The 20,306-nt window shown below is 64.7% G+C and carries 18 protein-coding genes; 1 reads left to right on the top strand and 17 read right to left on the bottom strand.

Annotation, left to right across the window (positions count from 1 at the left end):
• Positions 1-130: 130 nt before the first annotated feature.
• From HV823_RS07690 to oiaX, 10 genes are all read right to left on the bottom strand, one after another.
• A complete protein-coding gene (locus HV823_RS07690; protein WP_176949141.1) occupies positions 131-2,080 on the bottom strand; it encodes an AI-2E family transporter in 1,950 nt (649 codons plus the stop codon).
• A gap of 217 nt (positions 2,081-2,297) precedes the next feature.
• Positions 2,298-4,163: a D-apionate lactonase gene (gene apnL, locus HV823_RS07685; RefSeq protein ID WP_176949140.1), complete on the bottom strand. Its 1,866-nt coding sequence runs from the start codon at positions 4,161-4,163 to the stop codon at positions 2,298-2,300.
• Positions 4,160-5,194 (bottom strand): Gfo/Idh/MocA family protein, encoded by a 1,035-nt coding sequence (locus HV823_RS07680; RefSeq protein ID WP_176949139.1) that lies wholly within the window; start codon positions 5,192-5,194, stop codon positions 4,160-4,162. Before HV823_RS07680 ends, apnL begins: the two co-directional genes overlap by 4 nt.
• 4 nt (positions 5,195-5,198) lie before the next feature.
• A complete protein-coding gene (locus HV823_RS07675) occupies positions 5,199-6,263 on the bottom strand; it encodes an ABC transporter permease (protein ID WP_176949138.1) in 1,065 nt (354 codons plus the stop codon).
• The gene (locus HV823_RS07670; protein WP_176949137.1) at positions 6,263-7,807 is read right to left on the bottom strand and encodes a sugar ABC transporter ATP-binding protein; all 1,545 of its coding nucleotides are present in this window, start codon (positions 7,805-7,807) and stop codon (positions 6,263-6,265) included. Before HV823_RS07670 ends, HV823_RS07675 begins: the two co-directional genes overlap by 1 nt.
• 1 nt (position 7,808) lies before the next feature.
• Positions 7,809-8,456 (bottom strand): DUF2291 family protein, encoded by a 648-nt coding sequence (locus tag HV823_RS07665; protein ID WP_176949136.1) that lies wholly within the window; start codon positions 8,454-8,456, stop codon positions 7,809-7,811.
• Positions 8,457-8,530: 74 nt separating this feature from the next.
• Entirely contained in the window at positions 8,531-9,472 is a 942-nt protein-coding gene (locus tag HV823_RS07660; protein ID WP_176949135.1) for a D-ribose ABC transporter substrate-binding protein, read from the bottom strand.
• A gap of 81 nt (positions 9,473-9,553) precedes the next feature.
• Positions 9,554-10,381, bottom strand: coding sequence for a phosphogluconate dehydrogenase C-terminal domain-containing protein (locus HV823_RS07655; RefSeq protein ID WP_176949134.1), 828 nt, complete (start codon positions 10,379-10,381; stop codon positions 9,554-9,556).
• Between the two features lie 134 nt (positions 10,382-10,515).
• The gene (locus tag HV823_RS07650) at positions 10,516-11,850 is read right to left on the bottom strand and encodes a four-carbon acid sugar kinase family protein (protein WP_176949133.1); all 1,335 of its coding nucleotides are present in this window, start codon (positions 11,848-11,850) and stop codon (positions 10,516-10,518) included.
• Positions 11,851-11,855: 5 nt separating this feature from the next.
• Positions 11,856-13,106: a 3-oxo-isoapionate-4-phosphate decarboxylase OiaX gene (gene oiaX, locus HV823_RS07645; RefSeq protein WP_176949132.1), complete on the bottom strand. Its 1,251-nt coding sequence runs from the start codon at positions 13,104-13,106 to the stop codon at positions 11,856-11,858.
• A 278-nt stretch (positions 13,107-13,384) separates the two neighbouring features.
• On the opposite strand from oiaX, the gene HV823_RS07640 reads away from it, so the two are divergent.
• Complete coding sequence (locus tag HV823_RS07640; protein ID WP_176949424.1) at positions 13,385-14,089, top strand: transcriptional regulator NanR; 705 nt, start codon at positions 13,385-13,387, stop codon at positions 14,087-14,089.
• A gap of 26 nt (positions 14,090-14,115) precedes the next feature.
• On the opposite strand, the gene dhaK is transcribed toward HV823_RS07640, so the two are convergent.
• The 7 genes from dhaK to HV823_RS07605 all read right to left on the bottom strand — a co-directional run bounded on the left by dhaK (position 14,116) and on the right by HV823_RS07605 (position 20,214).
• Complete coding sequence (dhaK, locus tag HV823_RS07635) at positions 14,116-15,114, bottom strand: dihydroxyacetone kinase subunit DhaK (protein ID WP_176949131.1); 999 nt, start codon at positions 15,112-15,114, stop codon at positions 14,116-14,118.
• A gap of 81 nt (positions 15,115-15,195) precedes the next feature.
• Positions 15,196-15,594: a hypothetical protein gene (locus HV823_RS07630; protein ID WP_176949130.1), complete on the bottom strand. Its 399-nt coding sequence runs from the start codon at positions 15,592-15,594 to the stop codon at positions 15,196-15,198.
• Position 15,595: 1 nt separating this feature from the next.
• Positions 15,596-17,206 carry a putative PEP-binding protein gene (locus HV823_RS07625; RefSeq protein WP_176949129.1) on the bottom strand — a complete coding sequence of 537 codons (1,611 nt, stop codon included), beginning with the start codon at positions 17,204-17,206 and terminating at the stop codon, positions 15,596-15,598.
• Positions 17,190-17,534, bottom strand: coding sequence for an HPr family phosphocarrier protein (locus HV823_RS07620; RefSeq protein ID WP_176949128.1), 345 nt, complete (start codon positions 17,532-17,534; stop codon positions 17,190-17,192). The genes HV823_RS07625 and HV823_RS07620 overlap by 17 nt, the downstream gene beginning before the upstream one ends.
• Positions 17,531-17,929 (bottom strand): dihydroxyacetone kinase phosphoryl donor subunit DhaM, encoded by a 399-nt coding sequence (gene dhaM / locus HV823_RS07615; protein WP_176949127.1) that lies wholly within the window; start codon positions 17,927-17,929, stop codon positions 17,531-17,533. The genes HV823_RS07620 and dhaM overlap by 4 nt, the downstream gene beginning before the upstream one ends.
• Complete coding sequence (dhaL, locus tag HV823_RS07610; RefSeq protein WP_176949126.1) at positions 17,926-18,540, bottom strand: dihydroxyacetone kinase subunit DhaL; 615 nt, start codon at positions 18,538-18,540, stop codon at positions 17,926-17,928. The genes dhaM and dhaL overlap by 4 nt, the downstream gene beginning before the upstream one ends.
• 15 nt (positions 18,541-18,555) lie before the next feature.
• Positions 18,556-20,214, bottom strand: coding sequence for a dihydroxyacetone kinase subunit DhaK (locus HV823_RS07605; RefSeq protein WP_176949125.1), 1,659 nt, complete (start codon positions 20,212-20,214; stop codon positions 18,556-18,558).
• Positions 20,215-20,306: the final 92 nt, after the last annotated feature.

Below are 20,306 nucleotides of genomic sequence, written 5' to 3'. Positions count from 1 at the left end.
CGCGACCGCCAGCAGCGCAAGACATGCGCAGCGAAGGCCGCCAAGCGCGGGCACGAAAGAGGGGGAGGGCCGGCGGAGTGTTGCCTTCCGCCACCCGCCGCGGCACATAGCCTCCGGCGGGTGCCCGTCATCACCGGAGGCTAACCACCTTTGCGCGTTCCGGCACCAGCCGCTTCCGGCTGCGGACTTTCTCCGGCGGCGCCAGCGGGATCGCAGGGGCCCGCGTCAGCGCTGCGATTGCCGCGGCCGTCATCCCAGTGCAGAGGAAATCCGCATCGAGAGCGGCACCTGACGGCCCTGGACCCTCAGCGCCGCCGGCGTTCTGTTCGTCCAGGCTCCACATCACCACGCCGACCCGCAGGCTCGCGCTGATCCGCTTGAAGCGCCGCACCGCAAAGCGCGCCTGCCGCGTCGATTCCTGATTGAGGTAGCACAACACGATCGTGTCGAGATCGGCGATTGGCAGGGCCCGGATGTGCGAGGGGTCGATCTGGCGGAAGCTTTCCGCTTTCGCATCCGCCCCTTCCACGCAAAGCACCTGCGCCAGCATGGCCGCCGTCACATCGTCGAGCTCGCCGCGTCCGCCGACACAGAGAATGCGCGCGCCTTCCCCGGAGAGCACCTTGGCATCCGTGTCGCCCGTCTCGTCGTCGGCAAGCACGCTCTCGCCGTCATCGTCGTCCGCCTCCTGCGCGGCGATGTCGCCCATGTTGGCCACGAGCGCCATGCCGCTGTCAGCCAGCCGCAGGCGCTGTTCCTCGCTCATGACGCCACGGGCACGGTCGCGTTCCGCAAGGATGAGCGCGGGGATGGCAACCTTGTCGTAGTAGTCGATCAGGTAGTCGTCTTCGAGGATTTCCTCGGCCTGGTCCGTGGCTTCGTCGGGATCACCCGCGAGCAGCCGCTGGTAAAGCCGCGCATGCGGCGCGAGCACGGGGTCGCTGCCGAACAGCACCTGCAGGAAGCCGAATTGCGGGACATGCTTGCCGAGCACGACCAGACAGACGGTCAAAGGCGTCGACAGCACCAGTCCCACCGGTCCCCAGATCCATGCCCAGAAGATCGCGGACACAATGATCGCAAGCGGCGACAGGCCGGTCTTCGAACCGTAGAGGGTCGGCTCGACGACATTGTTGATGACAAGCTCCATCACGACGAAGAGGAGCGCTGTCCAGACCAGCATCGACCAGCCGGAATCGACAGCAACGGCGAGAAACAGCGGCAGGATCATCGCAATGATCGGCCCGATATACGGGACGAACCTGAAGATGATGGCGAGAAGCCCCCACAATACCGCGTTCGGAATGCCGATCAACCAGAGACCGATCGCCACCGGAACGCCGTAGAGCACGTTCACCACGAGTTGCATCAGCAGATAGTGCCCGACGCGCGTGCCCGCATCCTCGAGCGCCTCGGTCGTCCGGTGAAGATCGCCGTAGCCCATGAGCCGGATGAACCGGTCACGCAGGTCCTCGCGCTCCAGCAGCATGAAGATGACGACGACGATGACGAGACCGGCCATCGCAACCGGCGCGATCAGCGGCGCGATCAAATTCGTCAATACCTGGATCGGGTGATCGGGCGCGTAGATCTCGACCAGCACTGGCTCGGGGCGCGTGGCGACCTCCCCGGCTGGCGCCGCCGTTTCCGACCGGCTGATCTCCCGGCTGATCCGCTCGAAGATCGCCGAAACCCGGCCCACGATTCCGGTGCCCGAACTAGCCTCTCGCATCGCCTCGATCTTCGTCACCACATTGGACTGGTAGGCCGGGATATTGCGTGCCAGTTGGGTCACCTGAACGGCGATGACGAGGCTGACGACGGCAATCAGCGAGAACGCGATGAGCGCTGTCGATATTACCGCAAGCAGGCGTGGGAACCCAGCCCTGCGCAGGGCGGTCGCGACCGGAGCGAGAGCGAAGGTGAGAAGCAGCGCGATCGCGATCGGGAGGAAGACATCACGCGCGAGATAGAGCATCGCGACACCGCCGACGAATGTCACGAGCGTCGGCATGTTCGGCCGCGCGCCCTGCAGCGTCGGCACGTCCAGGCTGCGATATGCGTCCATTCCATCGGCCATGCGGCGCCCTCCGTTCCACGAGCAAATAGAACGCGGGGCGCACCCGGCAAGCGGGGCCGTACGCATTTGGCCGTAGCGCCAACATCGAGGCGGAGAGATGAGACCCCGAACGCAAACCGACGCGCCGGATACCGCCGCGTTCAGGGAAGAATGGCCTATCCGGACTTCCTCGCCCCTCGACCGGCAAGGCTTAAGGATGAGGGCAGGATGCGTCCGTCTATCCCGCCAAGGAAACGGTTCTGGTGGCATAGGCGCCGAGCACGACGCGGCCCTCATTCACCCCCGCCCCAAGCTGAAACGCGCGGAGATCGACAGGCTGCTCGCATGCGGTGAGATTGACCAGCAGAAGGACTGGGCCACGACCGGACTGCACGATCGCCGCCTGCACGTCCGACGGCGCCGACGACCGGCATTGCCGCCAGGGCCGTCCGGCAAGTTCCGACAACGTCTTCACCGTTCGAAACAGCGGGCGCGCCGCTCCGGCCGGCATCGGCTCGCCGTCCTGCGCGACGAGGCCGGACGGGCCGGTGAGTGCGGAAAGCGTGAGGCATTCCAGATCGGCATCCAGCACCCCGATCGCATAACCCAGTGCGAAGGCTTCCGCGAACATCCCGTTATGCCTCGGGTCGCGGTTCGCCATGGGGACGCGCCCGAGACGCGGATTGTCCATCGTGCGGCTGCCATAGGGGTTCTGGCGCATCGGAATGGTCGATGGCCCGATCCGGTAAGGCTTGTCGCCGTAGATCGCTCTTACCGAACGGGTGATGAAGGGCAGCGCCTCCAGCGTCTGCATCACGCTCAGGTCGTCGGCCGCGTGCACGATCGGGTTGGTGCAGTGGGAGACGAAGGACAGGGTTTCAGCGGGCACGCGCTTGCGGTTCAGTTCGGTGAAATAACTCAGCATGCCGCCGCCGACGCGGACGCCGGCAAATGCGTCATGCGCCGCCGCGTAGACTTCTTCAAGGGGAGGGCACTCGGGCCATGTGCTGCCGGGCGGCGTTGATTGTCGGTCGACGGCAGGCGAAATCAGGATCGCATCCGGCCGCAGGCCAGCTTCCCGCATCTGGCGTGCGATCTCTGCCGTCTCGCCGGCCAGGGCTGCCCGGCAGGGGAGGGCTATTTCCAGCGTCGTCCGGCCGCGGTGAATGCCGGCAACATCTGCAAAATCGGATAATGCGGCTTTGCCGTGACCGGCCGCGGGGTCGAAATGGAACAGCAGTTCCTGCGGCGCGATCTCCGCCAGAAGCGCACGGGCGGCAAGCGTCGTGCGCGCTTCCTCCGGGGTCACGATCAGGCCGATCGCCGGCATCCGGCCGGTCCGTTCACCCGCTTCGACGACGACGGCTCCAGCGGACAGGCCCGCTTTTGGGGCGGCCGCTGCGCGCCTGTCGTTGATTGCAAGCACGATCCGCTGGCGCACGGTATCGCCTGCGTCAATTCTGTAGGGCCATGGAAGGGCGAGCGGCCGGACATAGGTCTTGTAGGATGCATCGGACCAGTTGCGCTGGTCTTCCATCTCGAAGGTATCCCCCTCCATCCGGCATTCTGCCGAAACACCGGCAACCACGGTATGGGTGATGGCGCGTATGTCCTTAAAAGGCTGCCACGGCTCGATGAGATCGGGGAAACGGGTTTCGTCGAGCCTGCCGTCGACGTGCTCAACGGCAACGGCGCTACCCGCCACGCCTACGATCGGATGCAGGATGCAGAAACCGCAACGGTTCGTCTCGAACCCGGTCGGAGAGCTTGCCTCGGCCTCGAAGGTCAGTTGATTTTCGCTTGCGGAGATGCGCACGTCAATCGACAGCATGGTGCCTTCCGGACCGTCGCATCGCGCGCGATAGGTGACGGTGAAGCCGCCCTCCGATTGGGCGATTGCAAGATCCTCTATCCCGGGGCTGTAGGTTCCCCAGTCGCGATCGCGCACGAGATAGGAGACCGCGCGCAGGACCTCGACGCCATCGTAAGTGATGGTGCGGAGATTGCCGTCCGCGAGATCGGCTGCAAGCCGTCCGGCCGCAAGCCGCACCGGAGGCGTCTCCGCCTCCTTCGTGCCGTAGAGCTGGAACGGATCTGCACTCATTTCAGCATCGCTTTGATATCGACCGGCCTGCCCGATGCAGCGCTCTCATAGGCCGCCTCCACCAGCGCGAAGGTCTTGAGATTGTCTGCGCCGGAAGTAGAAGTTTCGCCGCCGTCCTTCAGGCGTTCGGCCCAGTGCTGCTGGATCGCAAAGACGCTCTCCTGGATGTTGTGCCAGGGCCGCGCGGCCCAGGAGAGAAGCTTCGGCGAAACATCGGCAACGGTGGTGCCGCCCGCATTGGTGATCTCCAGCCGGTAGCCCTGCGACAGCCGTATCGTTCCGTCCGTGCCGTCGAGCTCCACGAGCGTTTCGGGGAAGGGCTCCGTGCCGAGTTTCGTCGCATAGCTTACGTCGACGATGGAGGTTGCGCCGTTGTCATGGTCGAGCAGGATTGTCGCCACGTCCTCGCCCTTGATCTTCGGGTTGACCCGCCGCGTCCGCGCCGTCAGGCGCGTCACGTCGCCGAGGATGTAGCGGGCGATGTCGAGCGTATGGATGCCAAGATCCTCGATGATGAAGCGCTCGCCCTCGGCAAGATAGGGCTGGCCGGAGAAGACGTCGAAGCCGGAGCGGAAAGAGAAGCGCCCCCAGAAAGGCTCCCCGATCGCGCCCGCGTCGAGCGCCTTGCGCACGGCCTGGATCGGCGTCTGCCAGCGGAAATTCTCATGCACCATCAGGGGCACGCCCGCAGCCTTGCAGGCGGCGACCATAGCCTTTGCGTCCGCCAGCGTCTTGGCGAACGGCTTCTGGCAGATCGCCGGAATCCTGTGCGCCGCAGCCATCTCCACCAGGGCGCGATGGCTCTGGACGGTGGTGGCGATATCGACGAAGTCGAAGCCGCCGTCGGCGAACATCTCGGCTGCGTCACTGTAGCGACGCTCGATGCCGAACTGGTCGCCGACGAGCTTCAGCCGTTCGGGATCGCGGTCGCAGATCGCGACGATCTCCGCGTCCGCGACATCGGCCCAGGCGTGCATCTGGTTGACGGCAAAGAAGCCGCAGCCGATGAGGGCACCACGTAGTGCTGCCATGCGTTCAATCCTTCTTGGCGAGCTGCATCAACGCGACCCGCTGCTGCAGACGGCGCTGTGCCTGGTCCACGACGACGGCGACGATGATGACGATACCCTTGATGACCATCTGCCAGAAGGAGGAAACGCCCATCATCACCAGGCCGTCAGACAGGATGCCGATGACGAAGGCACCGATGATCGTGCCGCCAATAGTCCCGCGTCCGCCCGACATCGAGGTCCCGCCGAGAACGGCAGCTGCAATGGCGTTGAGCTCGAAGGAGTTGCCGGTCGCCGGGTGCGAGGCCATCAGCTCCGAGGAGATGATGATGCCGACGATCGCAGCGCAGAAGCCGGAGAACATGTAGACGAACATCTTCACCCGGTCGACCTTGATGCCGGACATGCGGGCGGCGCGTTCATTGCCGCCGACGGCGAAGATCTGACGGCCGATCGGCGTGTATTTCGCGATATAGGCGGCGGCAAGCGCGACGACGACGAGGATCCAGACCGATACGGGCAGGCCGAAGATGCGGCCGGAACCGAGGAAGGCAAAGCCGGTCGTTCCGAGATCCGGATTGCCGGCGAGGTTCGGGAAGGTCTGGCCGTCCGACGACAGCAGGGCGAAACCGCGCGCGACATAGAGCGTGCCGAGTGTCGCGATGAACGGTGCGACGTTGAGTTTGGTGATCAGAAGGCCGTTGACCGCGCCGATCGCGACGCCGACCAGAAGCGTGATGATCGCCACCTCGACGATGTTGAAATAGACGGTGTATCCGATCTGCAGGTCGATGCCGTAGAGGATCAGTCCCCCTGCCACCATGCCGCACAGGCCGACGATCGAGCCGACCGAAAGATCGATACCGCCGGTGATGATGACGAAAGTCATGCCCATGGCGAGGAAGGCGTTCAGCGCCACGTGCTTCGACATCAGGATGATGTTCGCCGTCGACAGGAAATTCGGCGCGAAGATCGAGAAGAAGGCGATGACGGCGAAAAGCGCGATGAAGGTGCGCAGCTTCATCAGCGTCAGCAGCATCGAACCGCCGTCGCCTGCTTGAGCGTTCTGGGTCGTGGTTACCGTGGTCATCAGGCGAATTCCCTTGTCGATTTATGGCCTTCAGATGCGGCCTTGACGATCATCTCCTCGGTAGCCTCCGCCCGATCGATGACCTTGGTGATCTTTCCGTTGCTCATCACCGCGATGCGGTCGGAGAGCGCCATGACCTCCTCGAGGTCGGACGTCGAAAACAGGATGGCGAGACCTTCGCCCGCGAGGCGACGCATGGTGCGGAAGACGTCCGCCTTGGCACCGACGTCGATGCCACGGCTCGGCTCGTCCATCAGCAGGACCTTCGGATTGGTCATCAGCGCCTTGCCGATCACCACCTTCTGCTGGTTGCCGCCGGACATGGAGGTGACGTCGAAATCCGGGTTCGGCGCCTTGATCGCGAGATCGTTGATGGCCTCCCTGATGGCGGCCTGTTCGCGCTGGCCGCTGATATGGAAGCCGAAGCGGGTCAGCTTCTGCAGGCTGGCAAGCGTGAGATTTGCCGCGATGGAGAGAACCTGAACGAGCCCCTCGCGCTGGCGGTCTTCGGGGATAAGCGCAAGGCCGCGCTTGATCCGCGCCGGCGTGTCCCGCTCGATGACCTCCTTGCCGGCGACGAAGATCCTGCCGGTGGAGTGGGGATGCTGCCCCATGACGCATTCGAAGAACTCGCTGCGCCCGGCCCCCATCAGGCCGTAGATGCCAAGCACCTCGCCGGCACGAACCGAAATCGAGAGGTGATCGACAGCAAGGCCGCCTGTCTTGCGCGGCAGGCTGATGTCTTCGGCGCGAAAAGCCTCGCCGCCCAGCTTGTGGTCGATCGACTTGGCGAAGTCCTTGGCGTCCGAACCGATCATCGACCGGACGATCCACTTGGTATCGATGTCCTTCACCATCGCCTGGCCGGTGATCTGGCCGTCGCGCAGAACTGTGATGTAGTCGCCGATGCGCATCAGCTCTTCCAGCCGGTGCGAGATGTAGACGATCGCCACACCTTGCGCCTTCAGTTCGCCGATGACCTTGAAGAGGATGTCGACTTCCGCCGCCGACAGCGCCGACGTCGGCTCGTCGAGGATGAGAATGCGCGTGTCGAGCGAGATGGCCTTCGCGATTTCAACCAACTGCTGCTGTCCGATCGGCAGGTCCTCGACCATCGTTTCGGCGCTGATGCCCGCGTCCAGCTTGTCGAGGAAGTGGTTGGCCCGCTCGACCTGTGCCTTGTGGTCGATGCCGCGCACACCGCGCGTGATCTCGCGGGTGGCGAAGATGTTCTCGGCGACCGAAAGATTGCCGAACAGGTTGAGTTCCTGGAACACCATGCCGATGCCGTGTTTCTGCGCATCGGCCGGCGAATTGAACTCGACCTCCTTGCCGTCCAGCAGGATGCGGCCGAGCGAAGGCTTCTCCACGCCTGCGATCATGCGCATCAGCGTCGACTTGCCCGCGCCGTTCTCGCCGACCAGCACGTTGACGGCGCCGCGCCGCAGGGCAAGGTTTGCATGCTTGACGGCGACGATACCGGAATAGACCTTCGTCACGTCGTCCAGCTTGAGGATGATGTCCCCTTCCTCGATCTCCGCCATTTCAATCCCCGATCGTGATTGTCGCCGGCGTCAGAAGCGGCAATTGTCCCTTCGCCGGCAGCGGATAGGCGCCGACGGCCTCGACCTTCCTGCCTTCCAACCCTTCGCGTGGGAGCTTGTCCAGCGTCACCGCGTTCAGGTGGTTGTTGAAGGCCTTGCCGAATTCTGCCCACTGGATCTGGTTCTTGAACTCGTTGAAATTGACGAAGTTCAGGCTGTCGCGGATTGCCGTGCCCTTGATGACCGGGCCGATCTGGATGCGCACATCGGCTTTTCCGTCACCATCGACATCGGTGTCGAGATAGGCGGCGCGCGATTTCGTCTCCGCCTTGACGACCGTACCCGACACCTTGGCCGCAAACGTCCAGGGCGCACTTCCCTGTTCTTCCTTGTGGCCGTACTTGGCGCCTGCGGCAGCGGGATCGCTCCCTGCCAATGCAGAGACCTCCTGGAAACTGCCGGCTCGCTGGTCAAGGTAGGGGAGCACCTTCGGCTCCCAGAGCTCGCTTGCCTGCCGTTCGGGATTGAACCCGCCGCTTGCGGCTTCGGCCGCTTCTTCCGCCGTCGGCGTCTTGATGATCTTGCAAGCCGACAAAGCCAGCGCGAGCGCGACCATAGCGGTCAGCGTCCCAGTCCGGATGAATGGCATGGAAACTCACTCCGTCATAAAATTATGCGGCCGCGAGGTGGATCGCTCCACCCCGCAGCCTATCCTGGGAGGATTTAGTCCTTCAGGGCGAAGGTCTCCAGCTGATCGGCGTTGTCCGCGTTGATCAGCACGCAATCCATCAGCTGCTTTTCTTCGGCCGGGCCCTTGCCGGTCTTGATGTAGGCATCTGCCTGATCGACAGCCATCTGTGCCTGCGCGTAGGCCGGCTGCAGGACGGTGGCCTTGATGCCGCCGGCCTTGATCGAGTCGCGGACGTCGTTGGAGCCGTCGAAGCCGACGACGATGACGTCCTTGCGGCCGGCCGCCTGGAGGGCGGCGATCGCACCCATGGCCATCGTGTCGTTGCCGGCGATGACGCCCTGGATGTCCGGGTTGGCCTGCAGGATGGTCTCCATCTTGGAGTAGCCTTCCGTCTGGCTCCAGTTGGCCGACTGCTGGGCAACCATCTTCATGTCCGGATATTCGTCGATGATGTCGTGGTAACCCTTGGAGCGGATGCCGGCGTTGAGATCGGCTTCGCGGCCGAGCAGCTCGACGTAGTTACCCTTCTCGCCCATCAGGCGGACGAACTCTTCGGCACCAAGCTGGGCGCCCTGGTAGTTGTTGGAGACGATCTGCGACACGGCGATGCCGGTGGCGTTGATTTCGCGGTCGATCAGGAACGAGGGCACACCCGCGTCCTTCGCCTTCTGCACGGCGGCGATCGAGGCTTCCGAGCCGGCGTTATCGAGGATGATAGCCTTGGCGCCGCGGCCGATGGCCGTATCGATCAACTGCGACTGCTTGTTGGCGTCGTCGTCATGGACGAGGATCAGCGTCTCGTAGCCAAGTTCCTTCGCGCGCGCCTCGGCGCCGACGGCTTCGGCCTTGAAGAACGGGTTGTCGTGAGACGGGGTAATGATGGCGATCAGGTCTGCGGCATAGGCAGGCATCGCGGTACCGAGCGCGAGCGCACCGGCAAAGGCAGCAAGGGTCAGTCTGCGGGTCAGTTTCATGGTTTTCCTCCCAGTATGAAACGTCCAGCCCCGTCCTCATCGGGGCGAAAGGGGAGGGGCCAGAGGCCCCTCCTGAGGGCATCAGGTGATGCGACGAATGCTTTCGGCGATCTCCTGAGGTTCGAAAACGTTCTTCCAGTCGTCGCGCATCAGCGCGGGAATGCCGAACTCGATGGCCTTGTTGCAGGCATCCGAGAAGACGCCGGGCGTCTCTTCGAAGATGACCGCGCCGAGCACGTTCATGTGGCCGAGCAGGAAGTCGCGGGCGGCTTCCTTGGCAACGCCGCGGCGGACGCATTCGTCCATCGCCTGGCGCATGACGACCAGGAGCGAGGCGCAGACGGTTTCGGACAGACCCGGCTCCAGCATCGCCATCTGCTCGACGGTGACGCGGTGCGAGCGCATGACCGGCGCCCAGATGACCTTGGCGACTTCCTCGCCCAGCGCGTAGGCTTCTTCCGGACCCTGCATCAGGGCGGAGACGATGTGCTGCTTGGCGGCGATGCCGCCGAAGAAGTCGCGCTTGGCGGCCGGATCGGTCTCGTCGTTGAAGATCGGCGGATGGCAGGGGTGGGTGACGAAGTAGGTCAGGTCGGCGCGCTCCGGCAGATGGCCCGCGAACGGGGCTGCGGCGTCGAGCGCCACGACCATGGTGCCGGGCTTCAGCTTGTCGACGATGCCGGCCGCAACCTTACCGATCGCCGTGTCCGGCACGGCGAGGATCACGACCTCGGCGCCGTTCAGTGCTTCATCGGCAGGGACGCACGAAAGGCCGAGATCGTCCTGCAGGCGCGCCTTGCCGGCGTCACTGACCTCGACATGGCGCACGTCAAAACGCGAGCCTTTCAGGTTCTTGGCGAGCCGGTAACCCATTTTTCCGCCGGCGCCGAAGAGAGCAATTGCAGTCATGTTTCCTCACCTCAAGGTGTTTTTGATTTCGTAGCCCAACTGGTATGATGAGTCAATCACCATGCCATCACATGCGTGGTAAAGTTGAGGCACCCTGACCCGGTCCAGCCGTGCCGCGATGCCGAAATTCTCCTTCAAGCTCTCCTTCCATCACGGATCTGCGCGAAATAGCCATCTGTGCCGATCTGGCCGCCCTTCAGCGCGATCTGCAGGCCGTCCGTCGGCGCATGGCTGCCGTGGGCGGTGCACAGCGGCGAGCCGGGCGTCTGGGGCAGCGGCAGAAGCGTCGTCAAAGCCTCGACGCGCAGTTCCTTCAGGGCATGGCTCGACGTGTCACCGCCGGCAATGACGGCGCGCGAGAGACCTTCGACCTCGACGAGGCGGCGAAGGATGGTTCCCAGCGCCTGGCCGAGCCGATGGCGGGCGCCCGGCAGGCGGTCGATTTCCGATCCGCGATCGGCGGACGGTCCGAGTGCGGTGTGCAGCAGAACGCTCCGCCCTGATTTCAGCCCCTCGAGGCCCGACGCCACGGCTTCATCGATCGCCCTATCGCCGCTTTCGCCGACGAGCGAGACAGGGTCGAGGTCGATGCCCTGGAACCCGTCTGCGATCGCCGTGCGGATTTGCCTTTCGGTCGTAGGCGAGACGCTGCCGGATACAACGGCCAACCGCTCGACCTTGCCGGGCTCGGCAAATTCGACCGGGTTGCCGATCACGCCGCCCTGGCGCCAGGCGCTGAGCAAGGCATATTCCACCCCGGACGAGCCCGCGACGAAATAGCCGCCGTCCTGCTTGAGCCGCCACAGTTGCCGGCCCGCCGCCGCCTGGGACTCGGCCGAATCCACATCCAGGATGAGGATACCGGCATCACCGGCAACGATAGCGTCGACACGCGCATCGGCATCGGGAGCCATGATCGTCGCCAGATCGGCGAGCGCGACGGGGAGGTTTGTCTGTTTTCCGAGATGCAGCGCAAGGTCGGCCTCGTCCATCGGCGTGACCGGATGGCGGCTCATCACTGGATGGCGGTCGATGCGATAGACCTGCCCCTGATAGGCGGCGAAGAGATGGCCGAAGGCCGTGTAGCGCCGCAGTTGCGGAGCGCCCACGATCACTGGCACGGCCGGCTGACCGAACAGGGCCTTGCCGATCTCGATCGCCTTGCCGATGTTGCCGACGCGCAGGCCGGAATCGAAAGTGGAGCACACTTTATAATGGCAGATCGCCGCTCCGAGCGCCTTCAGCCAGCCGAAAGCAGGAACGAGGTGCTCCTGCATCCATTCCGGCGTCTCGCTGCGAGAGGTGCCGGCAATGCCGATCGCACGGCAATCCTTGAAGCGCTCGAGGATGCCGGCGCCTGGGATCCCGAGAAACAGGACCGTCTCGATGCCGTTCGCGGCGAGCGATTCCATCACGTCGGCCGAACCGGTAAAATCATCGCCATAGTAGCTGACGAGGGGGCTGCTCATTCCAGTTACTCCTTGCCGCCGCCAAACTTTGCAAGCGAGGCGGCAAGTTCGGGGTGGTCCTTCGCATATTCCTCAAGCGGAATATCCGCGACCGCAGCCTGCCACGCCTGCTGCACCGCGCGCACGCCTGCCGCCGGTCCACCTGGATGGCTGACGATGCCGCCGCCACAGAGGTAGAGCAGATCGGTCGTGCGACCGGTCCGCTGGTAGGTCTCCGGCGCCTGCCCGCCCCACTGGCCGGAACCAGCAACCGGCAAGGGACAATCGGAGGAGTCGAAAAGCGGTGCGCTGACGGCTTTGAACGATTCAACGAAACTTTCGTCCGGCTCCCAGTACTTGATCCGGATGCCGTTGATCTGGAACTGGTCGACGCCGAGGAGACGCCAGAACTGCTGATAGACCTTGAAGTCCATGCCGGCGCCCGGAGCCCTCGTCAGGATGTCCCAGCCATTGCGGTGGGCATGCAGCACCAGACCCGAGCGCTTCCTCAGAAAGCTCATGCCGCCGAAGCCGATCGAGTTGATGTTGACGACGGCGCAATTGCCGCCCGCCTTCAGGACGAGGTCGTGATTGCGCATCATTTCATCAGGGTCGGCATGCGAGATGCCGAAGGCATACATCACCTTCTTGCCCGTCTTCTGCTCGTGGTCGAGGATGCGCGGCATGATCGCCGCCACTCGCTCGGCAAGCGGCGAGTAGGCGGGGCTCATCAGTTTCTCGTCGTCCTTGATGAAGTCCACGCCGGACTCGATCAACTCGCCCACAAGCTCGGCAGTCTCGCGCGGACGCAGCCCGAGGGCGGGCTTGACGATGGTCCCGATGATCGGGCGCTTCTCGACACCCGTCAGACGACGGCTCCCCTCGATCCCGAACTGCGGCCCGGGATGGGCGCCGCGGAAAGCTTCCGGCAGCTTCATGTCGACGACCCGGATACCGGTCATCCCCTTGATCGAATAAACGCCCCCGACGGCGATCGTCATCAGGGCGGTGAGATCCGTTCCGATCGCGTCCAGAGGAAAGGCGATATCGACATCGGCCCGGTTCAGCTTCACACCGGGGGCCACTTCCGGCCATGTCGGCGCATAGGTCTCTTCGAGTGGGCGGATCGCGAGAACGCGCGCCGCAACGCGCTGCTTCAACTCCTCGGTCTCTCCGGGAACCGGGACAAACGTGCCGGTCGACTGGTCACTGGCGATCTTGTCCGCCATCGCCGCGACACTGCCGGGCGTCTCGATGCGATAGGTCAGCGTAATCATGAAATTGCCGTTGCTCCTCCTCGCCACGTCACTTTGCCATGGCGTCAACTCGTGATCTGGTATAATGAGTATTCCAATTTCTGCAACGGAAAATTTCCGGACGGCCGGATATCCACCGCTGTCCTTTGCCGTCCGTCTGCGAAAGTGCTAGCGCTTGGCCCCTCAAGGTCGATGTCGATTCAGGGTCAGCCAGGCGCACATCGAATGTGTTGCAGCGCCTCCGCGGTGATGACGGGCGGCGCCGCAGGGGGAGGCGAAATATGAGACAGCGAGACGCCATGATCCAGGTCAGCGAACCGATTGTTCGGCGGAAGCTTTCCGACGAGGTGTTCGACCGTCTGGAGCGGATGATCACGTCCGGCGAATTGAAGCCCGGCGACGAAATGCCTTCGGAGCGGGTTCTCATGGAGCGCTTCGGCGTCGGCAGGCCTGCCATTCGCGAGGCCATGCAGTCGCTTGCCAACATGGGGCTCGTCAACATCTCGCATGGCGAGCGCGCCAAGGTGCAGAAAGTCACCGCGCGGTCGATCTTCCGTCAGGTCGATCTGACCGCCAAGATCATGCTGTCGCAATCGACCGACAGCCTCGAGCACCTGAAAAGCGCGCGCATCTTCTTCGAACGCGGCATGGCGCGGGAGGCGGCGCAACGGGCAAGGCCGACCGATATCGCCGAGCTCCATGACATCATCGAGCAACAGCGCGCGTCGCTCGGAGACGCCGAAGCGTTCATCTCCGCCGACATGCAGTTCCACACACGCATAGCGCAGATTTCCGGCAATCCCATCTACATCGCCGTCAGCGAAGCGATGCTGGCCTGGCTGAGGGAATATCACACAGACATGCTGATCTGGACCGGCAAGGAGAAATTCACGCTGGTCGAGCACGAAGAGATTCTTGCTCGCCTCGCCGCCAACGATGCGGACGGCGCCGAGGCTGCCATCCTGAAGCACCTGGAACGGTCACGCTCGCTCTACAACAGGTAGCAAGCGGAACCCTACCATCGACGGGTTCAACACCCCCAGCGAAGCGCCGGCGCGGCCACCGGCGCATCCCAGAAATTCATGCGATCGGCGTCCAGTGCCGATAGCGTCACGGAAAGTCCTGCCATGTCGAGCGACGTGACGTAGGCACCGACCAACGATCGGGCAACGACAAGGCCCCGCGCCTCCACCAGCCTTCGAACGGCACCATACATCAGATAGAGTTCGGAAACCGGCGTTCCGCCGAAGCCGTTGACGAACAGCAATATCCGGCCGTCTCGCGGAGACGGGAGCTCGGTGATGAGCTCCTCACAGACCAAAGCCGCGATTGCATCCGCATCCCGAAACGCGATCCGCGACCGGCCCGGCTCGCCATGAATGCCGACCCCCAGCTCCATCTCGTCCGGCCCGAGCGAAAAGGTCTGGCGGGCGGTTTCCGGCACCGTTGCCCCCCGGAGCGCGACCCCCATGCTGCGCGTCGCAGCGACCGTCCGTGTACCGAGCGCCTTCAGTTCCTCAAGCGAGTGACCGGCCTCGGCCGCTGCCCCCACCGTCTTCTCGACGATCAGCGTGCCTGCGACGCCGCGCCGTCCCGAACTGCGCGCGGCATCATAGGCCGCGATGTCGTCGTTGACGATGACCGTCTCGATGCGGTGGCCGGCTTCGATCGCCATTTCGGCCGCCATGTCGAAATTCATCACGTCGCCGTCGTAGTTCTTGACGATCAGCAGCACGCCCGCGCCGGTATCGCATTCCGCGATCGCGTCAAGGATCTGGTTCGGCGTCGGCGAGGTGAAGACATGGCCGACACAGGCCGCATCGAGCATGCCGTGCCCTACCAACCCCGCATGCATCGGCTCATGGCCAGCACCGCCTCCGGAAATGACGGCAACCTTCCCGGGTTTCAGCTGGCGACGGCGGACATTGCGGCTGCCGTTGCCGAACGTCAGCACGTCGTCGTGCGCCCGCACGAAACCCTCTAGGCTCTCGACAACGATCCGCTCCGCCCGGTTCATGAACTTCTTCATGCTCCTCCTCCGCCCCGGCACGATCCTAGATCAAGCCCGCCCTCCACCTCAAGCGGTAGCCATACGCCGGCCAGCGCTCGCCTAAAGCAGGCTGCCAAGCCTTGCGATGAACTCCGACACCGCCTCGTCGAATTGCCTGTTCTTCCGTTCGTCCCCCAGATCCGGCACCATCAGCGACAATGTTCGCAGGCCGTCGGTGGCGGCGACCTCGGGCAGCTTGCCGGGGTGCGCCTGCTCGTAGGCGGTCAGAAACCGTTCCTGCTCCGGCGGGCTCATGTGGCAAACCCGGAAGATTGTCGCCAGGTGGCGGGCGGGCAGGGGGGTCGGGTAGCCTGGACTCGTGATCTGCGTGACGAAGCTGCGGTGCTTGCCCAAGGCAGCGGCCAGTCGCTGGCGGGTGCCGGAAGGCCGACTGTCGATGATATCAGCCAGGATCGCCTTGTAGGCGACCGTTGCATCGTCGCTTGTCTCGCGTGCCATCTCAGCCCCCGGCCTCGCTGCCATCCGCGTTGAAGCGCGAAAGCGTCTCGCGCACAAGCGCCATGCGCGCCGGCGGCATCGAAAACGCACGGAAGCCGAACGACAGGAGCTCTGGCAGCAGGCTCGGCTCCGTCGCCAGGTCACCGCACAGCCCGACCGGCTTGCCGGTTGCCAGCGCTGCGGGAACGGTGTGCGAGAGGAACCGCATGGTCGCGGCAATGGAGGTATCGTGCAGGTGCGAAACGGCTGCCTCGCCACGTGCCGCGGCTGTGAGATACTGCGCGAGATCGTTGGTCCCGAATGAGAAGAACGCCGCGTCGGCAAAAGTCTCCGGCATCAGCGCCGCAGCCGGCACTTCCAGCATGATGCCGAGCGGCGGCATACCATGCGCGATGCCCCGCATCGCCAGATCTTCGGCTTCATCGGCGAAAATCTCGATGGTCTGCGCAAGCTCGTCAGGCGACGTCACCATCGGCGCCAGTACCTGCAGATTGCCAATCCGCGCGGCGCGCATCAGGGCGCGCACCTGCACCCGCAAAATGTCGGGCCGGGCCAGCAGCAGCCTGATACCGCGCAGGCCGAGATAGGAGGCCGGGTCCACGGAGGTGCGCGGAAGTGGCTTGTCGCCGCCAAAATCGAAAAGGCGGATCGTTACCGGCGCGCCCTCGGCCCAGGCCAGCACCTCGGAATAGTAGCGTGCCTGCCGGTCTTCGTCGTCGAAATCGCCGGGCGATGTCATCAGATACTCGGTGCGAAAGAGTCCGATGCCGTCGCAGGCCGAGGGCGAAAGCCCGCGCAACTCGGCAGGATGGTCGATGTTCGCCATCACCCGGACAAGCACGCCGTCTGCCGTCCGCGCCGGTTCAGGCGGTGCGTGACCACGAGGCGACGATGCCGCAGCGCCGATGGAGGCCGCGTTCTCGTTGGCGGCAAGTCGCAACGTTCCTTCGTCGCGCTCGACCAGGCCCTCCTCACCGTCGACAAAAAGCCTCGTCCCGTCTTCGATCCCAAACTCGCCGAGCCCGACCACCATCGGCACGCCGCGGCTTCGTGCGAGCATGGCCACGTGACTGGCCGTACTGCCGCCGGAAAGGACGATGGCTCCGCCTGCAGACCAGTCGTGCGCCAGAAACTGGCTGGGCGCGATATCGCGGCCGACGAATACCGAGCCTTTCGGAAAGTCCGCGGGCACCTGACCGAGCAGCATGTCGAGCACCTGGTTGCGAATGTCCAGCATGTCGCTGCTTCTGGCCCGGATGTGTTCGTCCTCGGCTGCCTCGAAGCCGTGGACATATTCGTCCATCGAAGCGACCCAGGCACGTGAAGCGCTCTCGCCCGCGCGGATGCGGGCAAAGCTCGGCCTGACGATAACCGGATCTCGCAGCATCTCGATCTGGAATTCCAGAATGGCGCCGCTCTGCAGGTCTGCGGTCTCCGCAAGCACGCGCAGCCGGTCTATCGTGCCGTTGACGGCATCGGCCAGCCTCTCGACATCGCGGTCGGTCGGAACCTCCCCGTGTCCGTTCGGCGCAACGGCGGCAGCGACATGAGCAGGACCTCGAGCGCGCCCCGGCGAGGCACCACGCCCTGTCAGCCTAAGCGCTTCGGGCATGCGGCTTCTCCTCATCGAAATTGCGCTCGACGAGGGCGCACAGCGCCCGCACCGCCTCGTCTGCGCCGGCACCGTCCGCCTTGATCGAAAGGACAAAGCCCTTGCGGATACGGGCGCCCATGATCTTGACGATGCTCTTGCCATTCAGCCACACGCCGCCGTCGTTGACCTCGACGCCGATCGTGCAGGGAAACGACTTGGCAAGACGCGTGAAGGCGACCGAGGGCCTGGCATGCAGGCCGATATCGTGGGTCACCTCGACCCGCGCGCAGACGGCACGGTCCGTGTGCAACGAACCCTCCTGTTGGCTCACGCGCCGGCCCGTCATGGAGAAAGCTCCTCCGCCGTCGCTACCACGCGGGCGAGAGCCGCTCCGCCGGACGCCTCGGCCGCGGCCATCACCGCGCCTTCCACCAGTGGCGCATTGCAGATCAGCACGCGCCGCGCCCGCGCCGGTTCGAGCATTTCGATTGCCATTTCGCTGTTCGTCTCCGCCCCGCCGAGATCGACGAAGACCGCTACGCCGGCTTCGGACCAGGCCGAAGAGATCGCCTCCACGATATCCCCGACATTGGTGCCGAGACCGCCGTCGGCGTTGCCGCCGCACCAGGCGAGCGGCACGCTGTCGCCGACCATCTGACGCACCATGTCCGCCGTTCCGCGGGCGATCAGGGGCGAGTGAGACACGATGACGATGCCGACATGTGCACCATTGACCTTCATGCGAGTTGGGACTCCCCGATGTAGCGACAGATCGTATCCGTCAAAAGTGCGCAACTGCAGGCACCGGGATCCATGTGTCCGATCGACCTGTCGCCCAGGAAGGAGGCACGCCCGCGCATGGCCTTCATCGCGATCGTATCCCGCGCAGCCATGCCGGCGGCTGCCGCAATCCGCGCCGGCGTCTCCTGCTTTAGTACCTCTGACTGAACCGCGTAAAGAACGTCGAGCAAGGTTTTTTCGCCTGCCTGCGAGCGGCCGCGCCGCGCGACCGCTTCCACAGCCTCCGGCAGCGCATGCGCCAGCCTGTCTTTGGCGCGCCCGCCCTCCATCCTGCGGCCCATCTCGATCAGCAACGTTCCGTAGAGCGGGCCGGCAGCGCCGCCCACCGTCATCACAAGCGTCATTCCGATGCGTTCAAGCGCGCGCGGCAGCGGCATCGCATCCAGTTCGCCCCGCTCCGCATAGACCGCCTCGCAGCCTCTTTTCATATTCGTGCCGTGATCGCCGTCTCCGATCGCCCGATCGAGCGCGCAAAGGTGCTCCGCATTCGCGGCGATCGCCTCGCGGCACGCCTCGATCAGACCGGCAAGTGTCGAACGATCCCCGTCCACCCATCCCTCCGCCCGTCAGACGCCAGCGCCTGCCGCCGCCTCGAAAGCTGCCGCGACGGCTTCTGCTCCGGGATCCGGCACGCCCTCCAGATCACGCGCGGCGAGATAGGCGGAACGGCCCGCCTTAGCCCGCATCATGGATCCGGTCGCAACTGCCCCCTGCCGCGCCGCTGCGGCGGCGGCTGCAAGACCTTCGCCAGCCAGAGCCCGAAGTGCCGGCGCGAGTGCATCGACCATGGTGCGATCGCCCGGCACGGCGCCGCCGTAGAAGGTCATTCGTTCCAGCCCGGCCGAGAGCGCCTTTGCCAAGTCGCCGCCATCGGCCAGCTCCTTTCCCGCAGCCGTGAAGAATATCGACAGCAGCACCCCGCTGGAACCGCCCATGCTGATGCCCAGCGTGTCGCCGATCGCGCCGCAGGTGGCGGCCGGGTCATCGAGCGGCAGTCTCGGCAAGAGCGCGAGCACGCTACGGGCTCCGGTCGCAACCGTCGACCCGGTGTCGCCGTCCCCTGTACGCGCGTCGAGACGGTTGAGATCCGTCTCGAGCGAAACCAGCCTGTTGCAGACCACTTCGATAACCCGGGCGGCGGCGGCGGCATCTCCGGTAACCTCGCTCCGCCCGTGCGAACCTGCCGGAATGGCCGTTTCTGCCTTCGGCGCCGGCAACACGGAGAGCGCATGCCGTCGCACAGGTTTCACCCATGCGCGCGGCGCAACGGGCGAGGTCAAGGCCGCCACGCGGGCGTCATCAAGCGCAATCAGCGACAGCGAGAACCCGTTCATGTTGAGCGCCGTCATCAGCGGAGCCGGACCGATGATGAGATCAACCCGACCGGCCAGCGACGAATCCAGCACGGCTTTGGTGATCAGGCCCATTTCGAGCGGCGGCACAGCACCGAGATTGTTGATCAGAAGCGCGTGGCGCCGGCCAGCCTGCATCATCCCGTCAAGCCGTTGTACCATCGTGGCGACGATCGCCACCGCTTCCTGCAGGGCGATCCGCTCGGCGCCGGGCTCGCCGTGAATGCCGAGACCCAACTCGCCTTCGTTCGGGCCGAGCCGGTCCTCATGCGCCTGCCCGGGAATCGAGCAGGTCGAGAGCGACATGCCGAGTGAGACGATGTCGGCAGCAGCAGCCCGTGTGGCCACGGCTATCGCTTCCAGTTCTTCGCCGGCCTCAGCCATGTGGCCGGCGATCTTGTGGATGAACAAGGTGCCCGCGACGCCGCGGGGCTGCGGCAGGTCGGGAAGGGCGATGTCGTCGGCGACGATCACCATCTCGACCCTAAAACCCTCCGCGCGCGCCTTTTCCGCGGCCAGGCCGAAGTTCAGCCGGTCACCGGTGTAGTTCTTCACCACCAGCAGGCAGCCGGCCGCGCCCGTGACGGCGCGGATTGCCGTCAGCACCGCATCGACGCTCGGCGAGGCGAAGATTTCACCGGAGACCGCAGCCGTCAGCATGCCCTTGCCGACGAAGCCGGCATGCGAAGGCTCATGACCAGCGCCGCCGCCGGAGATGACGGCGACCTTCGATTTGTCCCAGTCGGCGCGAAAGATCACCTTGATCGCCGGATAGGTATCGAGCCGCGCGAGTTGCCCTTCCGGCGTCGACAGCAGCAGGCCGTCGAGCGCCTCGGTGACGATGTCTTCCCTGCGGTTGAAGAAATGCTTCATCCTGACCATCCCGTCCTGTCGTTCGTTGCACCGGCCTGAACGAGGGGCCGTGCTGAAAGTTCACGATCATTCGCAAAGCCACGCCTCGCGGC

The sequence above is a fragment of the Mycoplana rhizolycopersici genome (assembly GCF_013378445.1).
GTDB lineage: Bacteria > Pseudomonadota > Alphaproteobacteria > Rhizobiales > Rhizobiaceae > Mycoplana > Mycoplana rhizolycopersici.
The sequence above is the reverse complement of the archived record's forward strand: the minus strand, read 5'-3'. Positions and strand labels throughout refer to the sequence as shown.